Source organism: Pseudomonas sp. SK3(2021) (genome assembly GCF_016772375.1).
Taxonomy (GTDB): Bacteria; Pseudomonadota; Gammaproteobacteria; order Pseudomonadales; family Pseudomonadaceae; genus Aquipseudomonas; species Aquipseudomonas chlororaphis_I.
This window is the reverse complement of sequence record NZ_CP061943.1, coordinates 1,728,101-1,748,245: the sequence shown is the minus strand read 5'-3', so window position 1 is coordinate 1,748,245 and position 20,145 is coordinate 1,728,101. Positions and strand designations below refer to the sequence as shown.

General features: G+C 65.0%; 20 protein-coding genes and 1 pseudogene. 12 read left to right on the top strand and 9 right to left on the bottom strand.

Features of this window, described 5'->3' with window-relative positions:
- The first annotated feature begins 168 nt into the window (after window positions 1-168).
- The 3 genes from IF690_RS07895 (at window position 169) to IF690_RS07885 (ending at window position 1,334) form a co-directional block, all read left to right on the top strand.
- Window positions 169-351: a type II toxin-antitoxin system HicA family toxin gene (locus IF690_RS07895; protein ID WP_202699644.1), complete on the top strand. Its 183-nt coding sequence runs from the start codon at window positions 169-171 to the stop codon at window positions 349-351.
- Window positions 352-383: 32 nt separating this feature from the next.
- A complete protein-coding gene (locus tag IF690_RS07890; protein WP_202699643.1) occupies window positions 384-791 on the top strand; it encodes a type II toxin-antitoxin system HicB family antitoxin in 408 nt (135 codons plus the stop codon).
- Between the two features lie 237 nt (window positions 792-1,028).
- Window positions 1,029-1,334 carry a hypothetical protein gene (locus IF690_RS07885; RefSeq protein ID WP_252189539.1) on the top strand — a complete coding sequence of 102 codons (306 nt, stop codon included), beginning with the start codon at window positions 1,029-1,031 and terminating at the stop codon, window positions 1,332-1,334.
- Window positions 1,335-1,509: 175 nt separating this feature from the next.
- Here the strand turns inward: IF690_RS07885 and IF690_RS07880 are convergent, their stop codons facing one another.
- Window positions 1,510-3,288, bottom strand: a complete 1,779-nt coding sequence (locus IF690_RS07880; RefSeq protein WP_202699642.1) for a GGDEF and EAL domain-containing protein — start codon at window positions 3,286-3,288, stop codon at window positions 1,510-1,512.
- Window positions 3,289-3,524: 236 nt separating this feature from the next.
- Window positions 3,525-4,415 carry a LysR family transcriptional regulator gene (locus IF690_RS07875; protein WP_202701356.1) on the bottom strand — a complete coding sequence of 297 codons (891 nt, stop codon included), beginning with the start codon at window positions 4,413-4,415 and terminating at the stop codon, window positions 3,525-3,527.
- Between the two features lie 102 nt (window positions 4,416-4,517).
- Here IF690_RS07875 and IF690_RS07870 point away from each other — a divergent pair, with 102 nt between their 5' ends.
- Window positions 4,518-5,180 (top strand): NAD(P)-binding domain-containing protein, encoded by a 663-nt coding sequence (locus IF690_RS07870; protein WP_252189538.1) that lies wholly within the window; start codon window positions 4,518-4,520, stop codon window positions 5,178-5,180.
- Window positions 5,181-5,451: 271 nt separating this feature from the next.
- Here IF690_RS07870 and IF690_RS07865 read toward each other — a convergent pair whose 3' ends face one another.
- Together IF690_RS07865 and IF690_RS07860 are read right to left on the bottom strand one after the other, a co-directional pair.
- Window positions 5,452-5,793, bottom strand: coding sequence for a YXWGXW repeat-containing protein (locus IF690_RS07865; RefSeq protein ID WP_202699640.1), 342 nt, complete (start codon window positions 5,791-5,793; stop codon window positions 5,452-5,454).
- Window positions 5,794-5,975: 182 nt separating this feature from the next.
- Entirely contained in the window at window positions 5,976-6,506 is a 531-nt protein-coding gene (locus tag IF690_RS07860; protein ID WP_202699639.1) for a GNAT family N-acetyltransferase, read from the bottom strand.
- A gap of 106 nt (window positions 6,507-6,612) precedes the next feature.
- On the opposite strand from IF690_RS07860, the gene IF690_RS07855 reads away from it, so the two are divergent.
- Window positions 6,613-6,783, top strand: coding sequence for a YhfG family protein (locus IF690_RS07855; RefSeq protein WP_202699638.1), 171 nt, complete (start codon window positions 6,613-6,615; stop codon window positions 6,781-6,783).
- A pseudogene (locus IF690_RS07850) lies at window positions 6,780-7,395 on the top strand (Fic/DOC family protein). Before IF690_RS07855 ends, IF690_RS07850 begins: the two are co-directional and overlap by 4 nt.
- Window positions 7,396-7,475: 80 nt before the next feature.
- Here the strand turns inward: IF690_RS07850 and IF690_RS07845 are convergent.
- The 4 genes from IF690_RS07845 to IF690_RS07830 form a co-directional block, all read right to left on the bottom strand.
- Window positions 7,476-8,489, bottom strand: a complete 1,014-nt coding sequence (locus IF690_RS07845; RefSeq protein ID WP_202699637.1) for an Ldh family oxidoreductase — start codon at window positions 8,487-8,489, stop codon at window positions 7,476-7,478.
- Window positions 8,490-8,601: 112 nt separating this feature from the next.
- Window positions 8,602-10,176, bottom strand: a complete 1,575-nt coding sequence (locus tag IF690_RS07840) for an aldehyde dehydrogenase (NADP(+)) (RefSeq protein ID WP_202699636.1) — start codon at window positions 10,174-10,176, stop codon at window positions 8,602-8,604.
- Between the two features lie 31 nt (window positions 10,177-10,207).
- Window positions 10,208-11,776: an APC family permease gene (locus IF690_RS07835; RefSeq protein WP_202699635.1), complete on the bottom strand. Its 1,569-nt coding sequence runs from the start codon at window positions 11,774-11,776 to the stop codon at window positions 10,208-10,210.
- Window positions 11,777-11,945: 169 nt separating this feature from the next.
- Window positions 11,946-12,866 carry a dihydrodipicolinate synthase family protein gene (locus IF690_RS07830; RefSeq protein ID WP_202699634.1) on the bottom strand — a complete coding sequence of 307 codons (921 nt, stop codon included), beginning with the start codon at window positions 12,864-12,866 and terminating at the stop codon, window positions 11,946-11,948.
- Between the two features lie 458 nt (window positions 12,867-13,324).
- On the opposite strand from IF690_RS07830, the gene IF690_RS07825 reads away from it, so the two are divergent.
- The 5 genes from IF690_RS07825 (at window position 13,325) to IF690_RS07805 (ending at window position 17,765) form a co-directional block, all read left to right on the top strand.
- Window positions 13,325-14,257 carry a 4-hydroxyproline epimerase gene (locus tag IF690_RS07825; protein WP_202699633.1) on the top strand — a complete coding sequence of 311 codons (933 nt, stop codon included), beginning with the start codon at window positions 13,325-13,327 and terminating at the stop codon, window positions 14,255-14,257.
- The gene (locus IF690_RS07820) at window positions 14,254-15,387 is read left to right on the top strand and encodes an NAD(P)/FAD-dependent oxidoreductase (RefSeq protein WP_202699632.1); all 1,134 of its coding nucleotides are present in this window, start codon (window positions 14,254-14,256) and stop codon (window positions 15,385-15,387) included. Before IF690_RS07825 ends, IF690_RS07820 begins: the two co-directional genes overlap by 4 nt.
- Window positions 15,384-15,617 carry a 2Fe-2S iron-sulfur cluster-binding protein gene (locus tag IF690_RS07815; protein WP_023968126.1) on the top strand — a complete coding sequence of 78 codons (234 nt, stop codon included), beginning with the start codon at window positions 15,384-15,386 and terminating at the stop codon, window positions 15,615-15,617. The genes IF690_RS07820 and IF690_RS07815 overlap by 4 nt, the downstream gene beginning before the upstream one ends.
- Window positions 15,614-16,876, top strand: coding sequence for an NAD(P)/FAD-dependent oxidoreductase (locus IF690_RS07810; RefSeq protein ID WP_202699631.1), 1,263 nt, complete (start codon window positions 15,614-15,616; stop codon window positions 16,874-16,876). Before IF690_RS07815 ends, IF690_RS07810 begins: the two co-directional genes overlap by 4 nt.
- 112 nt (window positions 16,877-16,988) lie before the next feature.
- Window positions 16,989-17,765, top strand: coding sequence for an AraC family transcriptional regulator (locus IF690_RS07805; RefSeq protein ID WP_202699630.1), 777 nt, complete (start codon window positions 16,989-16,991; stop codon window positions 17,763-17,765).
- Window positions 17,766-17,789: 24 nt separating this feature from the next.
- Here the strand turns inward: IF690_RS07805 and IF690_RS07800 are convergent, their stop codons facing one another.
- Window positions 17,790-18,563, bottom strand: coding sequence for a GNAT family N-acetyltransferase (locus IF690_RS07800; protein ID WP_202699629.1), 774 nt, complete (start codon window positions 18,561-18,563; stop codon window positions 17,790-17,792).
- A gap of 551 nt (window positions 18,564-19,114) precedes the next feature.
- On the opposite strand from IF690_RS07800, the gene IF690_RS07795 reads away from it, so the two are divergent.
- Complete coding sequence (locus IF690_RS07795; protein WP_202699628.1) at window positions 19,115-19,987, top strand: AarF/UbiB family protein; 873 nt, start codon at window positions 19,115-19,117, stop codon at window positions 19,985-19,987.
- The last annotated feature ends 158 nt before the right edge of the window (window positions 19,988-20,145 follow it).

Below are 20,145 nucleotides of genomic sequence, written 5' to 3'. Positions count from 1 at the left end.
AGGAAGGATCCTGCAACACAGCCAGCGCTGTTATCCGCTGCGTCCCAAACTCTATCTTTCTACACTTCAGCCTGCAGAGTGCCCCTGCCAACGACCGTCGGGCAGGCGAGGTGTTGATCGCATCTATTTGGTAGGTATAGTAACCACCATGCATCACAAGGAGGTGATGTGAACAGTCGGTATTTGATCGGCCAAATCGTCGCAGACGGTTGGTATCTGGTCAGGGTCAAAGGCAGTCACCACCATTTCAGGCACCCCAGTAAACCGGGGCTGGTGACAGTTCCACAGCCCAAAAAAGACCTGCTGAGAAAAACCGCCATCAGCATTCTGAAACAGGCGCTGCTCATGTGAAGGCGATTCACCGCGCCCTGGAGGTTCCGCACATGCTTTACCCGATTGCCATTTCAATGGGCGATGACGAACACGCCTGGGGCGTGGAAGTCCCCGACATTCCTGGCTGTTTCTCGGCCGGTGACGACCTCGACGACGCCATGGCCATGGCCCGCGAAGCCATCGAAGGGCACTTCGAGATTCTCGCCGAAGACAGTGCCCCCATCCCGCCCGCCAACAAGGTCACCCTGCACGCGGCCAACCCTCAGTACGCAGGCTGCACCTGGGCCCTGATCGACATCGATGTCACCAAGTACCTGGGCAAGGCGCAGAAGCTCAACATCACCCTGCCCGGCTACCTGCTGAACCGCATCGACGAATACGTGCTGCATCACCCGGAAGCGAAGAGTCGCTCGGGTTTTCTCGCTTCGGCTGCATTGAAGGTGCTGCAGCAAGACTGAACACGCCGCACTGACCGAAGAACGTGAGCGGCCAATGATGTTGTGGGGAGCCGCTCAACGTTGAACCGGCTAGCGCTCGTGCCAAAAGGCCCGGCATGGCCGATTTTTTTATCCCTCGGCGATGCCCCGGCAAACGACCTGCAAACGAATGTAAGCAAGGACCCATTCGGTATTTAAAGCCGCCCCGCTCGCCCCGTGATAGCCGGCCCTTGCCAGCTCGACAGACAGGAGGCCCAGGTGGCCAAGTCTTCCCCATTGTTCGACTCGCCGCAGGCCAATATCGACGCCCTGGCCAGGCAACCGGGCGTCAGCTCGATCCTGATCATGCATTCACGGCCCCGGCACATGCAGGTCGAAGCCTCGGGCGGGCGGCATGAGGATACTTATCCGATTGGCGCCCAGGGCCAGAAAAGCAGCCTCGCGCACAACGGCCAGGCGCTGTACTGCGAGCGTGTGGTAGACAGCAGCCAGCCGTTGCACGTCAAGGACTCGCGCCTGGAAGCCGAATGGGCGGGCAACGAGGATGCGGTGGAGTTCGCCTGAGCAACTACCTGGGTTACCCGGTGCGCGATGCCGATGGCGAGGTGTTCGGCACCGTCTGCGCGCTGCATGAAAGCGCCCGTTCAGCGCGTTGAGTCCTTGCTCGGGCAGCTACCCCGTGGCCGCCAGCCGTTCATGAGCTGACGGGGCAAGGCGTCCGCCTCGCCACGGGCTGCGCCTAGACACAGGGCTGCAACGGAAAGCGGTTCGCCCCGCTCCAGGCCAGGAAGCGTTCCTGCAGCATCGGCCGGGCGAGGAAATAACCCTGGGCCTCATCGCAACCGTACGCGTACAGCATCTGCAGGCATTTGAAACTCTCGATGCCCTCGGCCACGGTGCGATAGCCCAGCTCGCGGGCCAGGCTGATGATCGAGCGGGTGATCTTCTGGTGCTGGGTGTTGCACTCCAGGTCGGTGATCATCGACTTGTCGAGTTTCACCACATTGGCCGGGATCTGATGCAGGTAGGCGAAGTTGCTGTAGCCGGTGCCGAAATCATCGATGGCCACGTCCATGCCCAACTCGCGGATGCGGATCAGCTGCGCCAGGACATTCGGGTTGGAACGCAGCCACTCGCCTTCGGTGATCTCCACTTCGAGCCGCCGCGGGTCAATATGATGCCGCTTGCAGGCATGGCGGATCAGCTCGGCGATATCCTGGTCCTCGAAATCCTTGGGCGACAGATTGATCGACAGCTTGCTGCTCTCCGGCAGGCTCCAGCTGTGCAACTTGCTCAACACCGTGTCGATGACCCAGCGGGTCACCTGATGAATCAGGCCGTTGCGCTCCATCACCGGAATGAACTCGACGGGCGAGATCGGCCCCAGCCACGGATGCTCCCAGCGCAGCAAGGCTTCGGCACTGACCTGGGCCCCGTCGGGCAGGGCGAAGCGTGGCTGGAACATCAGGTAGATCTGGCCACTGCGCAAGGCATCGTTGAGGTCCGAGGCCAGGTTGAACGCGCGGCGCTGGGCATGATCGCGCCCGGCATCGTAGGGCGCCCAGAAACTGCGCCGGGCCATGGCCAGCTCCAGGGCGAACATGGCCTTGCGCAAGGCATCGTCCACCGACTGGGTATCGATCTCGAACTCCACGGTTCCGGCGCAGACCGTGGGAATCATGGGAAACCCCAGCCCGGACGGCTGGCGACGCAGGCGACTGACCAGCGCATCGAGCAATTTATCCAGCCCGTGTGCCGGCGCCGGCAGCAGGAAACCGAAACGCTTGACCGACACGTGATAGACCCGCACATGCCGCCCCAGGTACTCCTGCAGGCGCAGCGCGAGAAAACGGATGATGGTCTCGAAGGGCGCCAGCCCCAGGGCCAGGGTCAGTTCATGGGCCACCTTCATGTCCAGGGCATTGATCAGCACCAGCACGCGCTTTTCGCCGAAGTGGTGCTCGGCCAGGTCCCGCAGGTCGCCCTGGAACTGCTCGCGATTGGCCAGGCCGCTGACCGGGTCGCGACGCCGCAGGCGCTGGCGCTGCTCGACCTGCTCCATGACCATTGCCGCCATGTCGCGCAACTGCTGGCGTTCGACGATGCTCAACTGCTGCTCGACCTTGTCGATGATGCACAGGCTGCCGATGGCATAACCGGACGAGGTCAACAGCGGCGCTCCGGCGTAGAAGCGGATGCCCTGGTCCCGGGTCACCAGCGGGTTGTCGCAAAAGCGCGGATCGAGCGCCGCGTTGCGCACCTCCAGCACCTCGCGGCCTTGCACCGTGAAAGCACAGAACGACTGGCTGATGGGGGTCTGCGGCTGATCGAAGCCGACCCGCGACTTGAACCACTGGCGATCGCGGTCCACCAGGCTGATCAAGGCGGTCGGCACCTTGAAGTACTCGGCCGCCATGCGGCAGATCCGGTCGAAATTCTCGCAACTGGCGGTGTCCAGCAACTCCAGGGCATGCAGGGCGGCCAGGCGCCGCTCCTCGGCAACCGCCTTATCGGGCATACACAACCTCGGGCCGGGATAACGCGATCATCACAATAAACAACCTATTCGCAGGGAGGCTGGAAGGGCGCGACGGCCTTGAATACGATAGTGGCACTAGGACATCTCGGCCTCCAGAATGACTGACGGGCAGGCGCTTGCCAAACCCATCCGTCGGACGAACGGTATCGGTTACAAAAAAGTGTGGTTCTCAAGACCTTTGGTCTAGAGCGCTTTGAGGCGTTCCGACGCTGATCTCAAGCGCCAAAACGCGCGATAGCCGCATCAACGAAGTGCCGCAGCTTGGCGGTCATCCGCCGGTCCGGCCGGTACAGCAGATGCATGGCGCGACTCGGTGCCTCATAGCCGGGTAGCAACTGCACCAACTCCCCCGCGGCCCGCGCCGGTTCGAGAAAGTCCGCCGGCCCCAGGACGATGCCGAAGCCATCCACGGCCGCCGACAGCAGGGCTTTGCTCTCGTTGACCTGCAAGCGGCTGCGCACCTGAACCTCATGGACCTGGCCGGCGCGGCGGAACTGCCATTGGTGGTCCGCCGGCCGTGACCAGTAGGCGTACCCCAGGCACTCATGCTGTTCGAGATCGGCCGGCACCCGTGGCGTGCCCCGGGCGGCCAGGTAGGCAGGCGCCGCGCAGGCGATCAGCCGATAGGGCGCCAGCGGCCTGGCAGTGAGGCTGGAATCGGCCAGCGGCCCGATACGAAAGGCCGCCTCGTAGCCCTCCTCCACCAGGTCGATGTAGCGATCGGTGAGGTGCAGGTCGATTTCCACCTCCGGATGCTCGCGCAAAAACGCCGTCACGAACGGCATGAGGCTGTAGGAGCCGAAGGTCACCGGCGCACTGATGCGCAACTTGCCCCGGGGCGTGGCGTTCATGATCTGCGCCAGGGAATCGGCGGCCCGGGCTTCGTCGAGGATGTGCTTGCAGCGCTCGAGGTAGGCACTGCCCAGCTCGGTCAGGCTCTGCCGGCGTGTGGTGCGGTTGAGCAGGCGCGCGCCCAGCCGCTGCTCCAGCGCCGCGACATGCTTGGCGACCATCTGCGGCGACAGCCCCAGGCGGGTCGCCGCACGGGCGTAGGAACCGCTTTCGGCGGCCGCGACAAAGGCCTCCATGCTGGTCAGGCGATCCATCATTCAATACTCCCAGTAACAAGACCCAGTACCAGACGCTTATTTATCGCCATTGGGTGGCGAATCATCATAGCCGCTCGACCCATTCAACGGAGCATGGACATGCGTATCGGCATTATCGGAGCAGGTTTTATCGGGCGCGCCGTGGCGCAACTGGCCCTGGCGGCGGGGCATGAGGTGCTGCTCAGCAACTCCCGCGGCCCGCAGACCATGAGCAGCGTGGCCAGCGGCATTCGCGGCAGCCGCATCGGCAGCGTCGAAGACGCCGTACAGTTCGGCGACCTGGTGCTGGTGGCCATCCCGCTGGCCCATTACCGCAGCCTCCCCGCGGCCCTGCTGGCCGGCAAGACAGTGCTGGATGCCAACAACTATTACCCGGATCGCGACGGTCATATCGAAGCCCTGGACCGCTTCGAAACCACCACCAGCCAACTGCTCGCCGAGCACCTCGAAGGCGCCAGGGTGGTGAAGGTGTTCAATGCCATCCTCGCCCAGGACCTGCTGACCGACGCCCGCCCCGGCGGCGCTGTCGATCGTCGGGCGCTGCCGGTTGCCGGCGACGATCCACAGGCCAAGGCGCAGGTCGTGCAATTGCTCGACGAGCTGGGTTTCGACGCTGTCGATGGTGGCGGCCTGGCGGAGAGCTGGCGCTTCGAACGGGCCAAACCGGCCTACTGCATCCCGCTGGACAAACCGGGGCTGCGCGCGGCCCTGGCGCAGGCGCAACGCGAGGTCGAACTGCCCGAAGGTTCGTGGCGTTCCTGACGGCAGGGCCTGCAACGTGCTGCGAGCGCACAAAAAACCGACCCGTTCGGGTAATGCCGATCAGTCAAGGCTTTTTTGTAGGAGCGAGCTTGCTCGCGATGGACTCAAGAGCACCGCGTTTACTCAAGTAAAGACGCGGTATCGTTCACCATCATCGCGAGCAATCGAGCGTCGACCGGCTGCTCCTACAGTCGAGCCAATCGCTTAACTGACTGGCATTACCCGTTCGGGTCGTTTTCATCGGTTTGCCTGTGCGCGGGTTCGGCCTCGCTCAACTGGCCCAGCCACCCGCATGCAGGTGCCAGCCATCGCCGCGACGCTCCCAGAACGGGTGCACATAATGGTACCCGGGGCGCAACGGCTCCCAGTGGCCATGGACCGCCACATACTGCCGGCCATCCCAGTGCCAGTAAGCCCGGGACCAGACATAACCCGGGCGATGCATGGGCTCGACCTCGATGACCCGCACCGGCGGTGGCTGCAGCGCAACCACCTCGGTGTACTCCACCGGCGCCGCGCGTTCGACCACCCGCCGCTCATGCACCACCCGTTCCTGCACACACCCGGAGGCCATTACGACCACCGCCATCAGCGCCGTGTAACGTAACGACATGCTGCCTCCCCGGCGCTTGGCGCCGACGTTTGAACGGTTGACAACGCCCCCTGCAACCACCCGGCTCCTGCCAGGCGTACGGAGTGTTTTAACAGCTCGAAACTGTCTGCTTGCTGAACCGGGTAACCGCAGGCAGATCGCGACAGCGGGGTGGCGACAAACGGCCAGTCAGCGACGGCGGTTCAACGTCGTCGAGCGTCGAAATCCGCCCGGGTCATCTCGAAAAACTTGCTCGGCAAGCCTTCGAACTCACCGTCGCGCACAAATCTAAAACCCAGCTTGCGCGCCACTGCCAACGACGCCTCGTTCAAGGCATGGGCATCGGCGACGATGCGCTCGACCCCAGCGCCGAGAAAGGCATGCTCGACGATGCGCCCCGCCGCCTCGGACGCAATCCCCTTGCCCCACGCCCGCCGCACCAGGCGCCAGCCCATTTCCAGCTCGGGGCCGATAGCGTCGTAGGGAATGAACGACACCCAGCCGAGAAACTCATCCGGCGCGGACTTGGCAAAGATCGCCCAATAACCGCAGGACTCGCCGAAATCGCGCTCGATACGCGAACGCACGAAATCGCGGTGCTCCTCGCCACCGTCCCAGGGACCGGGAAGGTAACGGGTGACTTGCGGGTCCAAGTCCATGGCGATGCACGCCTCGAAGTGTTCGAGGGTGCGCGGGCGCAGCAGCAGGTTGGGGGTTTCGAAGTGGTGGTTCATCAACTGGATATCCGTATTCAGGGAGATTGAAACGAGCGATGAACGATAACAAAGTCCCGCCAGCTATCAGCTATAATTCCCCATCATTTGCACAGAGGGGCCTGATATGGAAAAGCTGAGTATTCAAGCTAAAAAAGCCTACTTCGCCAAGCATCGCACATCCAACTTCAGCGCCAGTCTGCGCCTTGAAGGCTTCTCCACATCGATCAACGATGAGGAATGCAAACTGCCCTCCCGCAAAGCCGCACTCAAAGCCGTTCAACAACTCAAAGTGTGAATACCGACAAGTACGGCGCTGGCCATGACCCGGATTGCTACCCGGGAACCGATGTCCTGAAAAACCTCCTGGATTTGCGTGATGAGCGAGACCTCAACGAGGCAGAACGCTATCTCACCGAGAAGTGCGCAACGCAGTTCGAATTCCAGGAACCGCCCTACAGCCTGGCAACCTTGAAAGACATCCATCACACGCTGTTTTCGCAGATCTACAGTTGGGCAGGCGAACTGAGAACCGTGAAGATAAGCAAGGGTGGCAATCAGTTCTGTATCCCCCGAACGCATCGAACCGGAAGCGACCAAAGAATTCAGCCGGCTCAAGGCAGCAGGCTGGTTTGAAGGTTATTCCCGTGAACAGCTGGTAGTCGCCTGCGCCGAGTCTTACGGAACAATCAACATCCTGCATCCCTTTAGAGAAGGCATCGGGCGAACCCAACGCATCCTTTTCGAATGGATCATCGTCAACGCCGGCTATGAAATCGATTGGTGGGCGGTTGACCAACAGGAATGGGTTGCAGCCAACATCAGTTCATTCCACGGCAACGATCACCATCTGAGTCGGATATTCGAGCGCTGTATCGGTATGCCGATCCAAGAAAACGTTCATTCATAGCCTGGAGCTGAAACGATCACTTGTTGAAGGATCACGGCCCCCTCTGTAGGTGAGCTTGCTCGCTACAAGAATCTCAATTACTACGCCAACAGCGCCTGGATATCGTTGAACAGCGCGAGCGGAATCTGCACGCCGTGTTGTTCGCTGCGGGCCCTGGCCTCGAAACGCCGCTGCGACGGCAGCCGCGCGCCTTGCTCGGTGATGGCCGCGAACAGCCCTTCGGCGCGGGCCAGGCCTTGCGGGTAGTCCTCGCCCAGAAACACTTTGGGATCGAACGCCAGGATCAGCTCGCCGTGGCAGGGCGCGGCGCCGACGCCGGCGTCGAAGGCCATGGACTCGGCGCTGGTGAGGTCGCCGATCAGCGCGCCGGCCAGCAGTTCGATCATCGCCGCCAAGGCTGACCCCTTGTGCCCGCCGAAGGTTTGCATGGCGCCTTGCAGGGCCGCCTTGGCGTCCGTGGTGGGTTGGCCCTGGGCATCGACGGCCCAATGCTCGGGGATGGCTTTGCCTTGGCGCGCGTGCAACTCGATATCGCCACGGGCGATGGCGCTGGTGGCGAAGTCGAACACGAACGGCTGGCCCGACGGCCGTGGCCAGGCGAAGGCCAGGGGGTTGGTGCCGAACACCGGCTTGCTGCCACCGGCCGGCGCCACCCAGCTGTGGCTGGGGTTCATGGCGATGCCCACCAGCCCTTCGGCGGCGATCGCCTCGACCTCCGGCCACAGCGCCGAAAAGTGGAAGCAGCGCTTGATCGCCATGGCCGCGAGCCCCTGGCTGCGGGCCTTTTCCGCCAGCAACGGCAAGCCGGTCTGGAACGCCAGCAAGGAATAGCCGTAGTGCGCGTCCACCTCCAGCACGCCCGCGGAAACAGGCCGCAGGCTCGGTTCGGCCAGCGGATCGACCTGGCCCTCGCGCACGGAGCGCACACAGCCCAGCAGGCGATAGACCCCGTGGGAGTGGCACTCGTCGCGCTGGCCCTGGGTGATGACCTCGGCAATGGCCCGGGCATGGGCATCGGACAAACCGTGGCGGGTCAGCACCTTGAGGGACAGCTCGCGGACCTGGTCGAGGGACAGGGTGATGAATTCGGACATTTCACTGCCTCATGATCGTGAAGACATAACCGCCTCCATCAGGCGGTGCGACATAAAACCGGTTGATGAGAGGCGCCTGAGCCGTACGCGACCGCCCCGGCGCAGAGGCCTCTCAACGCGGCCGCTCACCGTTGAGGCGCTGCGGAACCTGCCACGGGTTGTCGCTGCGCAGGGCCTGCGGCAGCAGGGCTTGCGGCACGTCCTGGTAAGACACCGGGCGCAGGAAACGCTGGATCGCCAGGCTGCCCACAGACGTGGTGCGCGTATCCGAGGTGGCGGGGAACGGCCCGCCATGGACCATGGCATGGCCGACTTCGACACCGGTGCCAAAACCGTTGACCAGCAGGCGGCCGGCCTTTCGCTCCAGCAACGGCAGCAGTTCCCGCGCTTGCGGATGGTCGTCGTCACTCAGGTGCAGGGCGATGGTCAGCTGACCTTCCAGGCTCGCCAGCAGTGCTTTCATCTGGGCCGCATCGGTGCAGCGCACGAGCAACGAGGCCGGGCCAAAGATTTCTTCCCGCAACTCCGCCCTAGCCATAAAGGCCGCCGCCGACGTGGCGAACAACGCGGCCCGGGCCTGATAACGCTCGCCCTCGCCGCCCTGCCCCAGGCAGTCCACCTCGGCATGCCGCAGCAGCCGCTCGACACCCTGGCAGTAGCTGGCGTGGATGCCTGGCGTCAGCATGGTCTGCGCCGGCGCCACCTTGAGAGCCGCGGCCGCCGCGGCTTCGAATGCCCGCAGCGCCGGGCTGTCGACGGCGAGGAGCAACCCCGGGTTGGTGCAGAACTGGCCAGCCCCCAGGGTCAGGGAGCCGACAAAGGCCTTGGCAATTTCTTCGCCCCGCTCGGCCAGTGCATTGGTCAACAGCAGCACCGGGTTGATCGAACTCATCTCGGCATAGACCGGGATCGGCTCCTCGCGGGCCGCGGCGATCTGCATCAGCGCCACCCCGCCGCTGCGCGAACCGGTAAAACCCACAGCCTTGATCCGACTGTCCGCCACCAGCCCCTGGCCGATGCTGCGGCCGGCATCGAACAGCAGCGAGAACACCCCTTCCGGCAACCCGTGGCTGTGCACCGCCTGCTGGATCGCCTGCCCTACCAGTTCCGAAGTGCCGGGGTGCGCCGAATGCGCCTTGACCACCACCGGGCAACCGGCGGCCAGCGCCGAGGCGGTGTCGCCGCCGGCCACGGAAAACGCCAGGGGGAAGTTCGAGGCACCGAACACCGCCACCGGCCCGATGGCGATCTGGCGCAGGCGCAGGTCCACCTTGGGCAAGGGCTGGCGCTCCGGCTGGGCCGGGTCGATGCGCGCCTCCAGGAAACTGCCGTCGCGCACCACCGCGGCGAACAAACGCAGTTGGCCGACCGTGCGCCCGCGTTCGCCTTCCAGGCGGGCGCGAGGCAGGCCGGTCTCGCTCATGCAGCGCTCGATCAGCTCATCGCCGAGGGCGAGGATGTTGCTGGCGATGCTTTCCAGGAACGCCGCCCGTTGCTCCAGGCTGGTTTCCCGGTAGCGGTCGAATGCCGCCTCGGCCAGGGCGCAGGCGCGCTCCAGGTCATCCGGGCCGGCACCGCCAAAACTCGGCGCCAGGGCCTCGCCGGTGGCGGCGGCCAGCGCATGCACTTCGCCATGGCCGCCACGCACGCGGGCTTGGCCGATCAGCAGTTGTCCTGTTACAGGCATGGGTTACCTCTCCGAATAAATGGCGTGACGGTCATTCGTCTGCCCCTTCCAGCACCAGCTTGTTGCCCGGCACGCCGCTATTGGCGCCCCAGTAGTAGATGCACAGGGCCATGAGCGTGACGGCCAGGGTGTCGTAAGGGTGAGTGAGGGTGCCGATACCGCCGAAGCTGCCCAGGTAGGAAATGACCATGGTCAGGGCGTAAAAGGCGATCAGCCACAGGGACGAGCGCACCTGTTCGCTGAGGCTCAGGTGGTCGGTGGGCACCAGGCGCTTGCAGCCCAGGTAGATGACGAACATCAGGATCTGCAGGCCCAGCAACCAGGACACCGTGCTCCAGCCGGACCAGTAGACGATCAGCGCGGCGATGACAAAGGACACCGGCCCCAGCAGGCCGAAGCCGCTGACCCGGAATGGCCGCGGCAGGTCCGGCGCGCTCTTGCGCAGCGCCGCCACGCTGATCGGGGCAATCGCATAACTGAGCACCAGGGCCGCCGACACCACATTGATCAGCGCTTCCCAGGACGGGAACGGCAAGGTCCAGAACACCGACAGGCCGAAGGTCAGCCACAGCGCCGGGCGCGGGATGCCGGACGGCTCGTCGATACGGGTGAAGATCTTGAAGAAGGTCCCGGTCTTCGCCCAGCCATACACCACCCGTGGCGTGGCGTTCATGTAGATGTTGCCGCAGCCGCTGGGGGAAATCACCGCGTCCGCCACCACCAGGTAGGCCAGCCAGCCAACGCCCAGGGTCAGGGCGATGTCGCGGTACGGCAGGGAGAATTCCTTGCTGATGCTGCTCCAGCCGTTGGCCAGCATGTCGGTGGGGATGCTGCCGAGGAACGCCAGTTGCAGCAGGCCGTAGATCAGGGTCGAGAGCAGGACCGAAAGGATCAGCGCGATAGGAATGGTGCGCTGCGGATTGCGCACTTCGCTGGCCACCGAAATGATCGGCGTCAGGCCCAGGTAGGCGAAGATGATGCCGCCGGCGGAGACCGCCATTTCGATGCCGGACAGCCCGAAAGGGGCAAAGCCCTGGACGTGGAAATTGTCCGGCTTGAAGAAGCTGAACAGCACGCCGATGACCAGCAACGGCACGACGAACTTGAACAGGCTGATGAGGTTGTTGGACTTGGCGAAAGTCTTGACGCTGGAGTAGTTGAGCCAGAAGAACAGGCACAACAGGGCGAACTGCACCAGCCAGCCGAGGATGGTCGGGTTGCTGTTGCCGGCATGGGTCAGCCCCGGAAACCAGGCCGCCGCGTATTGCCGCGCGGCCACCACTTCAATGGCCACCAGGCTGGAAAACGCGATCAGGGTGATGAAGCCCATCAGGTAGCCCAGCAGCGGCCCGTGGGAGAACACCGGATAACGCACCACTCCGCCCGCTCGCGGCAAGGCCGCGCCCAGTTCGCAATAGACGATGCCCAGCAGCAACACGGCGAAACCGCCGAGCAGCCAGGAGAAGATCCCCGCCGGCCCGGCGATGGCCGAGACATGGCTGGCGGCGAACAACCAGCCGGAACCGAAGATCGCCCCCAGGCCGATGAATGTAAGGTCAACCAGAGAGAGCTGTTTCTTGAATTTGCCTTGGCCGGACATAGGCGCGCCTTCTTATTGAGTTATTGGAGCAGGCAGATCGAATGTCACGCCGGCCTCCCGCGGACGGGTTGCCGACGTGGTGAAACACGGCACTGTGCGAGTGCCTGATGGTTCTTCTCGTGGACCAGGGCGCCCCGCCCCCACCGCGCGGGGGCATCCTGTCGGCGGCCTACAGACCGACGTCCGGCAATTGCGGACGCTCGGCCAGGGCCTTGGCGACGATCGCCTTGACCTCGGCCAGGGTCTCGCCCTGCAGGGCCAGGCGCGGTGGGCGGGTGATCGAGGAGCCGCGACCGACCAGTTCCTCGCAAAGCTTGATGCACTGCACCAGGTCAGGACGCGCATCCAGGTGCAGCAGCGGCATGAACCAGCGGTACAGCGCCAGGGCTTCCTCGAAGCGTTTTTCCCTGGCCAGGCGGAACAGCGTCTCACCCTCTTTCGGGAAGGCGTTGGACATGCCGGAGACCCAGCCTTCGGCGCCGACGGCGATGCTTTCCACCACCACGTCATCCAGGCCGGCGAACAGCACGAAGCGGTCGCCCACGGCATTGCGCAGGTCGATGAAGCGCCGGGTATCGCCGGAGGAATCCTTGAAGCAGACGATGTTTTCGCAGTCCTGCAGGGCGATCAGCACGTCCGGGGTGACGTCGTTTTTGTAGATCGGCGGGTTGTTGTAGACCATCACCGGCAAGTCGGTGCCGGTGGCGATGCTGCGAAAGTGCGCGGCGGTCTCATGGGCCTTGGCCGAATACACCAGGGCCGGCATCACCATCACCCCGTCGACCCCGACCTTGGCCGCTTCACGCACGGTGTTGCGGGCGAACTCGGTGGTGAACTCGGCGATCCCGGCGATCACCGGCACACGGCCGCCGGCGGCGTCCTTGGCGACCTCGATCACCGAGAGTTTTTCCGCGGTGCTCAGCGAGGTGTTTTCGCCCACGGTGCCGCACACCACCAGGCCCGACACGCCATCGGCCACCAGGTTGCGCATGACGCTGTGGGTGGCGTCCAGGTCCAGGGAAAAGTCAGCGTTGAACTGGGTGCTGACGGCAGGGAACACACCGCTCCAGTGGATGGCTTTACGGCTCATGGTCTTGTCCTTGTTGGTTGAGTCGGCCGCGCCGACAGGCGTTGGAAACGAAAAACAGATTCCGCCTTTCGCCGCCCTGGAGCTTGAGGTTTTTCCCGCTCAAGCAAGACGAAATCGGCACATTCGCCCAATCGCCCACAGGCCTTTCCCCTGCATTCCCCCGCCGAACCGCCTCCCTTTCGACCCCGTTGAAATCCCCTGCGCCCTGCCCCTGTAGCCGCTGCCGCAGGCTGCGATCGGCTGCGCAGCAGACGCAGAACCTGTATCCCCAATCTTTCTGTCACACCACGTCGTCCGATCTGGCGGACGCTGCGCGTCCGTGCGCAGCCTGCGGCAGCGGCTACAGGGTGGGCGAAAACCCCCACTGTGCCGATTTCGTCATCCGCCGCAGAGAAAACCCACAAGCGATACGGCCCTTTCCCGAGCCAATCTGTAGGCCTTTTCCGTCAGGTGATGCCATGAAAAAAATAACCGTCATCGATTCACACACGGGGGGCGAGCCGACTCGCCTGGTTGTCGACGGCTTTCCCGACCTGGGCAGCGGTTCGATGGCCGAACGGCTGGCCGTCCTGCAAGAACGCCACGATCGCTGGCGCACGGCCTGCGTGCTGGAACCGCGGGGCAGCGACGTGCTGGTGGGGGCCCTGCTGTGCGAACCCCAGGCGGCGGATGCCTGTGCCGGGGTGATCTTCTTCAACAACAGCGGCTACCTCGGGATGTGCGGCCACGGCACCATCGGCCTGGTGCGTTCGCTGCATCACCTGGGGCGCATCGAGCCGGGCGTGCACCGCATCGAAACCCCGGTGGGCACCGTCAGCGCGACCCTGCACGACGACCTCTCGGTCAGCGTGCGCAACGTGCCGGCCTACCGCTACCGCAGCGGCGTCGAATTGCAGTTGCCCGACCACGGCACCGTCCGCGGCGATATCGCCTGGGGCGGCAACTGGTTCTTCCTGATCAGCGAGCATGGCCAGCGTATCGCCCTGGACAACGTCGAGGCCCTGACCCACTACACCCGGGCCGTGCGCGAAGCCCTGGAGGCCGCCGGCATCAGCGGCGCCGATGGCGGCGTGATCGACCATATCGAGCTGTTCGCCGACGACCCGCACGCCGACAGCCGCAACTTCGTGCTGTGCCCCGGCAAGGCCTACGACCGCTCCCCCTGCGGCACCGGCACCAGCGCCAAGCTGGCCTGTCTGGCCGCCGACGGCAAGCTGGCGCCCGGGGCAATCTGGCGTCAGGCCAGCGTGATCGGCAGCCAGTTCAGCGCCCGCTACGAGCAGGCGGGCGAACAGGTCATCCCGACCCTTCGCGGCACCGCCCATATCAGCGCCGAAACCACCCTGCTGATCGAAGACAGCGATCCCTTCGCCTGGGGCATCGTCTCGTGAGCGAGCCGGCCGAAGCCGACGTGCTGGTGATTGGCGGCGGCATCGTCGGGGCCGCCTGCGCCCATGAAATGGCTCGCCGTGGCCTGCGGGTACGGGTGCTCGACAACGCCAGCGGCGGCGCCACCGGCGCGGGCATGGGCCACTTGGTGGCGATGGACGACAACCCCGCCGAACTGGCGCTGAGTCACTACTCCATCGGCCTGTGGAACCAGCTGCGCGCACACCTGCCGGCCGCCTGCGCCTACCGCAATTGCGGCACCCTGTGGCTGGCCGCGGACCAAGCGGAAATGGACCTGGCCCGGGCCAGGCAAATCAACCTGGCCCAGCACGGCGTGGCGGGCGAATTGCTCGACAGCGCGACCCTGGCCGAACTCGAACCCATGTTGCGCAACGGTCTTGGCGGCGCCCTGAAGATTCCCGGCGACGGCATTCTCTACGCCCCGGCCACGGCCCACTGGCTGCTGCACAACACACCGGGGATCAGCTGCGAGCGGGCCACGGTCAGCGCCATCGCCGCCCACCGCGTGGAGCTGGATGACGGCCGTGTGCTGCGCGCCGAGTACCTGGTGCTGGCCAACGGTCTGGCGGCCAGGAGCCTGCTGCCGGAATTGCCATTGCGGCCGAAGAAGGGCCACCTGCTGATCACCGATCGTTACCCCCGGCAGGTGTCCCACCAACTGGTGGAGCTGGGCTACGCCGCCAGCGCCCACGCCAGCAACGGCACCTCGGTGGCGTTCAATGTGCAGCCACGACCGACCGGACAATTGCTGATCGGCTCGTCGCGGCAGTTCGACAGCCTCGACCCGGCCATCGAGCCCGAGGTGCTGACACCAATGCTGCAACGGGCCGTGGCCTACCTGCCGGGGCTCGCGCAATTGAACGGCATCCGCGCCTGGACCGGCTTTCGCGCCGCCACCCCGGACGGCCTGCCGATCCTTGGCGCTCACCCACGACACAGCGGCCTGTGGCTGGCGGTCGGTCATGAGGGCCTGGGCGTCACCACCGCCCCCGGCAGTGGCCGCCTGCTGACCAGCCTGATGCTTGGCGAGCGGCCGGATATCGACACCCTTGCCTATCGCCCCGAGCGCTTCGCCGAGCTGACCGCCACCCCGACAGGAAGCGCCCCATGATCATTTACCTGGACCGTCAGGCGCTGACCGTGGGCGATGGCCTGAGCGTCGCCGCCGCCATCGCCGGCAGCGGCGACCCACGTACCCGAACCTCCTGCACCGGCCAGCCCCGGGCGCCCTTCTGCGGCATGGGCATCTGCCAGGAGTGCCGCATGACCATCGACGGCCGGCGCCAACTGGCCTGCCAGACCCTGTGCCGCGAAGGCATGCACGTGGAGCGCACGCCATGAACCCACAGCGCCTGAGCTGCGACATCCTTATCGTCGGCAGTGGCCCGGCCGGCCTCGCGGCGGCCCGGGCGGCGAGCCGCCGCGAGCTCTCCATCATCCTGCTCGACGACAACCCGCGCCCCGGCGGCCAGATCTGGCGCAACGGGCCCGGCGTCACGCTTGCCGGTAGCGCTCGCGCAGCCTTGCAAGTGCTGGAGCATCCGCGGCTGCGCTACCTTCCGGGCACCCGGGTGGTGGCGGGTGCCGGCGCCAATGCCCTGCTGCTGGAAGATGCCGAGCAGGCTCTGCTGGTCCGCTACCAGAGCCTGATTCTGTGCTGCGGCGCCCGCGAACTGCTGCTGCCCTTCCCCGGCTGGACCTTGCCCGGAGTGACGGGCGCGGGGGCCTTGCAGGCGCTGCTGAAAAACGGCCTGGCCGTGGCCGGCGAACGGGTGGTCATCGCCGGCAGCGGGCCGCTGCTCCTGGCCAGCGCCGCCACCGCCCGCCAGGCCGGCGCCCGGGTCGAGGCGGTCCTGGAACAAGCGCCGTTGACCGCGCTGGCGACATTCACCGCCGGGCTCTGGCGCTGGCCGGCCAAGCTCGGCCAGGCCGCCGGGCTGGCCACCACGGCCTATCGCTGCAACGCCCATGTGCTCGAAGCCCTGGGCGACGATCGCCTGGAAGCGGTGCGCATCCGGCAGGGCGAACACGTGCGGGAAATCCCCTGCGAGCGCCTCGCCTGCGGTTTCGGGCTGGTGCCCAACACCACCCTGGCCAGCCACCTCGGTTGCCAGCTACAGGCCAACGCCATCGCGGTGGATCGTTACCAGGGCACCAGCCTCGCCCGGGTCTACGCGGCCGGCGAATGCACCGGGGTCGGCGGCAGCGAACTGGCGAGGGTCGAAGGCGAGATCGCCGGGCTGGCCGCCAGCGGGCAGACCCGGGAGGCCACCGCGCTGATCCAGCGCCGGGCCCATTGGCAGGCGTTCGCCGAGCGAGTGAGTGAAACCTTCGCCCTGCAACCGGCGCTTCTGCGCCTGGCGCGAGCTGATACGCTGCTGTGCCGCTGCGAGGATGTGCCCTTCTCTGCCGTGGCTGGCGAGGCGGGCTGGAGCGAGGCCAAACTGCACAGCCGCTGCGGCATGGGCGCCTGCCAGGGGCGGGTCTGCGCCACGGCGGCACAAGCCCTGTTCGGCTGGACCGCGCCGGCACCACGAGCGCCCCTGGTGCCCGCGCGGATCGAGACCTTGCTGATGGAGTCGACGCCCGGCGTGAAGTGAAGAGCAGAGCGTTGCCGCTGGCCGCCCGCCAACGGCGCCGTGGGATCCAAGGATGAGCCAGTAGACCCAAAGTCGCGGGGCGCGCCCCGCCCCCTAACAAGAGCAGCCCTTGATGATCGACACCGCTCAGTTGCACCGCCTGCCCGAAGCCATCGCCAGCCAGGCGCCCGAGGATATTCACGGCCTGCTGGGCAGCATGGCCCTGGTGATCCCGCTGCTCGACACCCTGCCCAACGCGGTGTTTTTCATCAAGGACCTGCAAGCCCGCTACCTCACCGCCAACCTGACCCTGGCCCAGCGCTGCGGTTTCAAGAACGTCGCGCCGCTGCTCGGCAAGACCTCGGCCGAGGTGTTTCCCGCCGTGCTCGGCCCGGTCTATACCGAGCAGGACCAGCGCGTGCTGCGCCAGGGCATCACCATCAAGGGCCAGTTGGAACTGCACCTGTACGGCAGCCGCGAACCCGGCTGGTGCCTGACCCACAAGCTGCCGCTGCATGGGCGCGACGGGCGGATCATCGGCATGGCCGGCATCTCCCTCGACCTGCAGGCCGCCCGCGACGCGCACCCGGCCTACGAACGCCTGGCCGCGGTGGACCGGCATATCCGCGAGCACTACAACGAAGCCATCCGCCTCGACGACCTGACCCACATCGCCGACCTGTCCATCGCCCAGCTGGAGCGCTACTGCAAACGCATCTTCCACCTCACCCCGCGGCAGATGATCCACAAGGTGCGCCTGGAACACGCTTCGCGCCTGCTGCTCGGCGAACTGCCGATCACCGACGTCGCCCTGCAATGCGGCTACACCGACCACAGCGCCTTCAGCCGCCAGTTCAAGGCCCTGACCGGCGTCAGCCCACGGCAGTTCCGGCAGAACGCCGCGCATTGAGCGAGGTGTTTGCCCACCACCTGCTCATTCGCGGAAAAAGGTCGTGTACCCGAACAACGTGCCGAAACCCGCCTTGCGATAGATCGACAGCCCCTCCTGGGAGGCCTCCAGCACACACAGGCTCATCCCCTGTTCTTTCGCATACGCCAGCGCCTGTCGAATCAATGCGCTGGCATAGCCCCGGCCCTGGCATTCGGGCCGGGTGCCGATGTCATCCAGGCGCGCCACCGTCTGCCCCAGCGACAGGGTCAGCGAACTGACCGGCAGCGACTGCTCATACAGGGTGAAATGCACCAGAGGCTGGCCGTTTTGCAGCGCCACCCGATGCCGGGCCAGGTACTGCCCCGCTCCCGCATCACCCGACTCGAAGGCACTTTCCACCGGAGCGACCCAATCCTCAAGCCGCTCATCGGTACGGCGAATGTCGAAGTTCGCCGCCGCATCCGGTGGCAATTCATGGAGGCCCAGATCGACCCACATCGAGGTGGTTCTATCGCCTTCCAACCAGTGCTGCTCCAGCAGCAGGGCACGAACCTGTGCCACCAGGTCATCGTGCACGACCACGCAAAAAGGCAGCCCCGCGCGCTCAAGAAAGCCGATGCCTGCAAGCAACCCCGTGGCCAGGTCCGGCCCGGTTCGCTTGACGAACAGCAGGTTCAGACTGCTGGCGACGACACCTGTGCAGTACGCGGCAAGACGGTCATCGAAATGCCAGCTTTTTTGTGAAATAGCCGAGAAAAAAAGATCCTCTGCCTGATGATAGAGAGCGACCGTACGGGACGGCGTAACGCTGGACATCGTGTTCACTCCTAAGCCTGTTCGCGCTCCCTGTGTCGCGCTCTTCAAGCCACGGTAGACCCGAGCACCCGGGCCCTCCAGAAAAATTCTGTTTTAGAGTGTGAAGGTGGGTGTTCGTCGCTAGAGCGAGCCGCCTGTCATAAAGCTTCGAAACCGCGGTAGGGTTCTACACGTCCATCGGTGGCCAGGGCAACGACACCCCGACTCCATGCAAGGCCACCGCCTGAGTGGCGGTTCCCAACACCAGTCCCCCTCGGGGCCCAGCAGTCAGAAAGTGGACAACGACTACGGGGCAGCCGAAATCCTGGCCTGCGGCAGCTCCGGCAGAGTGCCGCGCACTGAACCCGTCTACCGGCCTGCTCGGTCCAACCCTGGCCAAGACAGGCTGTGGCCGGCCAGAGGTCCTTTGCCGTCGCAGGGCACACAAGGCACCCGGGTGAGTTTCGCCAACGCCCGGGCCTTCGATGAATTATGATGCGCGCCCTCGCGGCTCGCGCGTCACACCAGTTCACCGCTCCCCCTCGTTCGCAGTCCAATGCCAGGAAATCTACATGCTTCACCTCAGGAGCTTCACCCGGACGCTGCATCGGCAACAGATCGATGGCGTGACCTTCCATTTCGATCCATCCCATCGGCACGAACTGGACAGGCTGATACGACGCTTTTTTGCCAAGCCCGAGCAGTACCCCACGCTGGATGTTCCGGAAGACACCCGGGGGGTTTTCCTGCTCGAAGGCGAACGCCAATGGGTGCTCAAGCGCAACCGCCTGACTCACTGGAAAAAGCAACTGCAGAACTTCCTCGGGCTCAAGCGCAGCTTCGGCCTGCACGACCTGACCAACGAATTCATCAACCTGTCGGTGGTGTCGGGCAAATCCGCGCTTTCGCCCCAGGTCTCGGCATTTGGCTACAAGGGGCGTTTTCCATTCCTGCGCGAAGAGTACTTGCTGGTGGGTTTCTGGGCGGATCATTGCAGCGTCGACGACCGCCTGCTGGCCCATCCCGAGCAGGCTGAAACCCTGTTGCCGGCGATCTTCCGGCTGTTCGGCCAGATGCTCGACGACGACTTCGTGCACATGGACCCCCACCCGAAAAACATTCTGGTCGCCGCCGATGGCCGACTGCGCCTGATCGACTTCGAGTGCTGCGCCCACTCGGTACTCGACCGCGACTTCAGCCTGGGCTTCCTGCTGGGTTACTTCTACCGGTTCTGGTTCCGGCGCTTCATCTCGCAGCAGGATTACGACCGGCTTAGCGAGGCCTACCTGAACGCGGAGCAGCCCAACCTGGATCGCACCGTCTTCCAGCCGGTGTACCAGCGCTTTCGCGACCAAAACGTTTCACGCAGCACGCGCTACCGCATCCTCACCTGTGCCCGGGCACAAGCGGCGTTCCAGCGTGAAACCAACGGTTCCCGAGGCTAATCCGAGATCCGCTCAAGTACTCTTGATAGGCGAGCAGGGAGCCAGGCTCCCTGGCGCATTCGGCCTGAGGGCCCAGGTCGGCGAGATCGATGACGCTTTGAAGCTAGTTGCCAGCAGCGGTCAGGTCTTTCATCTACGTGACCTGACTAGCTCCCTGC

Bases quoted from the DNA above. Each gene is read 5' to 3' on its own strand.
- IF690_RS07805 (WP_202699630.1), top strand. From the start codon at position 16,989: ATGATCGACACCGCTCAGTTGCACCGCCTGCCCGAAGCCATCGCCAGC.
- IF690_RS07800 (WP_202699629.1), bottom strand. From the start codon at position 18,563: ATGTCCAGCGTTACGCCGTCCCGTACGGTCGCTCTCTATCATCAGGCA.
- IF690_RS07830 (WP_202699634.1), bottom strand. From the start codon at position 12,866: ATGAGCCGTAAAGCCATCCACTGGAGCGGTGTGTTCCCTGCCGTCAGC.
- IF690_RS07835 (WP_202699635.1), bottom strand. From the start codon at position 11,776: ATGTCCGGCCAAGGCAAATTCAAGAAACAGCTCTCTCTGGTTGACCTT.
- IF690_RS07880 (WP_202699642.1), bottom strand. From the start codon at position 3,288: ATGCCCGATAAGGCGGTTGCCGAGGAGCGGCGCCTGGCCGCCCTGCAT.
- IF690_RS07795 (WP_202699628.1), top strand. From the start codon at position 19,115: ATGCTTCACCTCAGGAGCTTCACCCGGACGCTGCATCGGCAACAGATC.
- IF690_RS07865 (WP_202699640.1), bottom strand. From the start codon at position 5,793: ATGTCGTTACGTTACACGGCGCTGATGGCGGTGGTCGTAATGGCCTCC.
- IF690_RS07875 (WP_202701356.1), bottom strand. From the start codon at position 4,415: ATGGATCGCCTGACCAGCATGGAGGCCTTTGTCGCGGCCGCCGAAAGC.
- IF690_RS07890 (WP_202699643.1), top strand. From the start codon at position 384: ATGCTTTACCCGATTGCCATTTCAATGGGCGATGACGAACACGCCTGG.
- IF690_RS07810 (WP_202699631.1), top strand. From the start codon at position 15,614: ATGAACCCACAGCGCCTGAGCTGCGACATCCTTATCGTCGGCAGTGGC.
- IF690_RS07870 (WP_252189538.1), top strand. From the start codon at position 4,518: ATGCGTATCGGCATTATCGGAGCAGGTTTTATCGGGCGCGCCGTGGCG.
- IF690_RS07855 (WP_202699638.1), top strand. From the start codon at position 6,613: ATGGAAAAGCTGAGTATTCAAGCTAAAAAAGCCTACTTCGCCAAGCAT.
- IF690_RS07860 (WP_202699639.1), bottom strand. From the start codon at position 6,506: ATGAACCACCACTTCGAAACCCCCAACCTGCTGCTGCGCCCGCGCACC.
- IF690_RS07840 (WP_202699636.1), bottom strand. From the start codon at position 10,176: ATGCCTGTAACAGGACAACTGCTGATCGGCCAAGCCCGCGTGCGTGGC.
- IF690_RS07845 (WP_202699637.1), bottom strand. From the start codon at position 8,489: ATGTCCGAATTCATCACCCTGTCCCTCGACCAGGTCCGCGAGCTGTCC.
- IF690_RS07815 (WP_023968126.1), top strand. From the start codon at position 15,384: ATGATCATTTACCTGGACCGTCAGGCGCTGACCGTGGGCGATGGCCTG.
- IF690_RS07825 (WP_202699633.1), top strand. From the start codon at position 13,325: ATGAAAAAAATAACCGTCATCGATTCACACACGGGGGGCGAGCCGACT.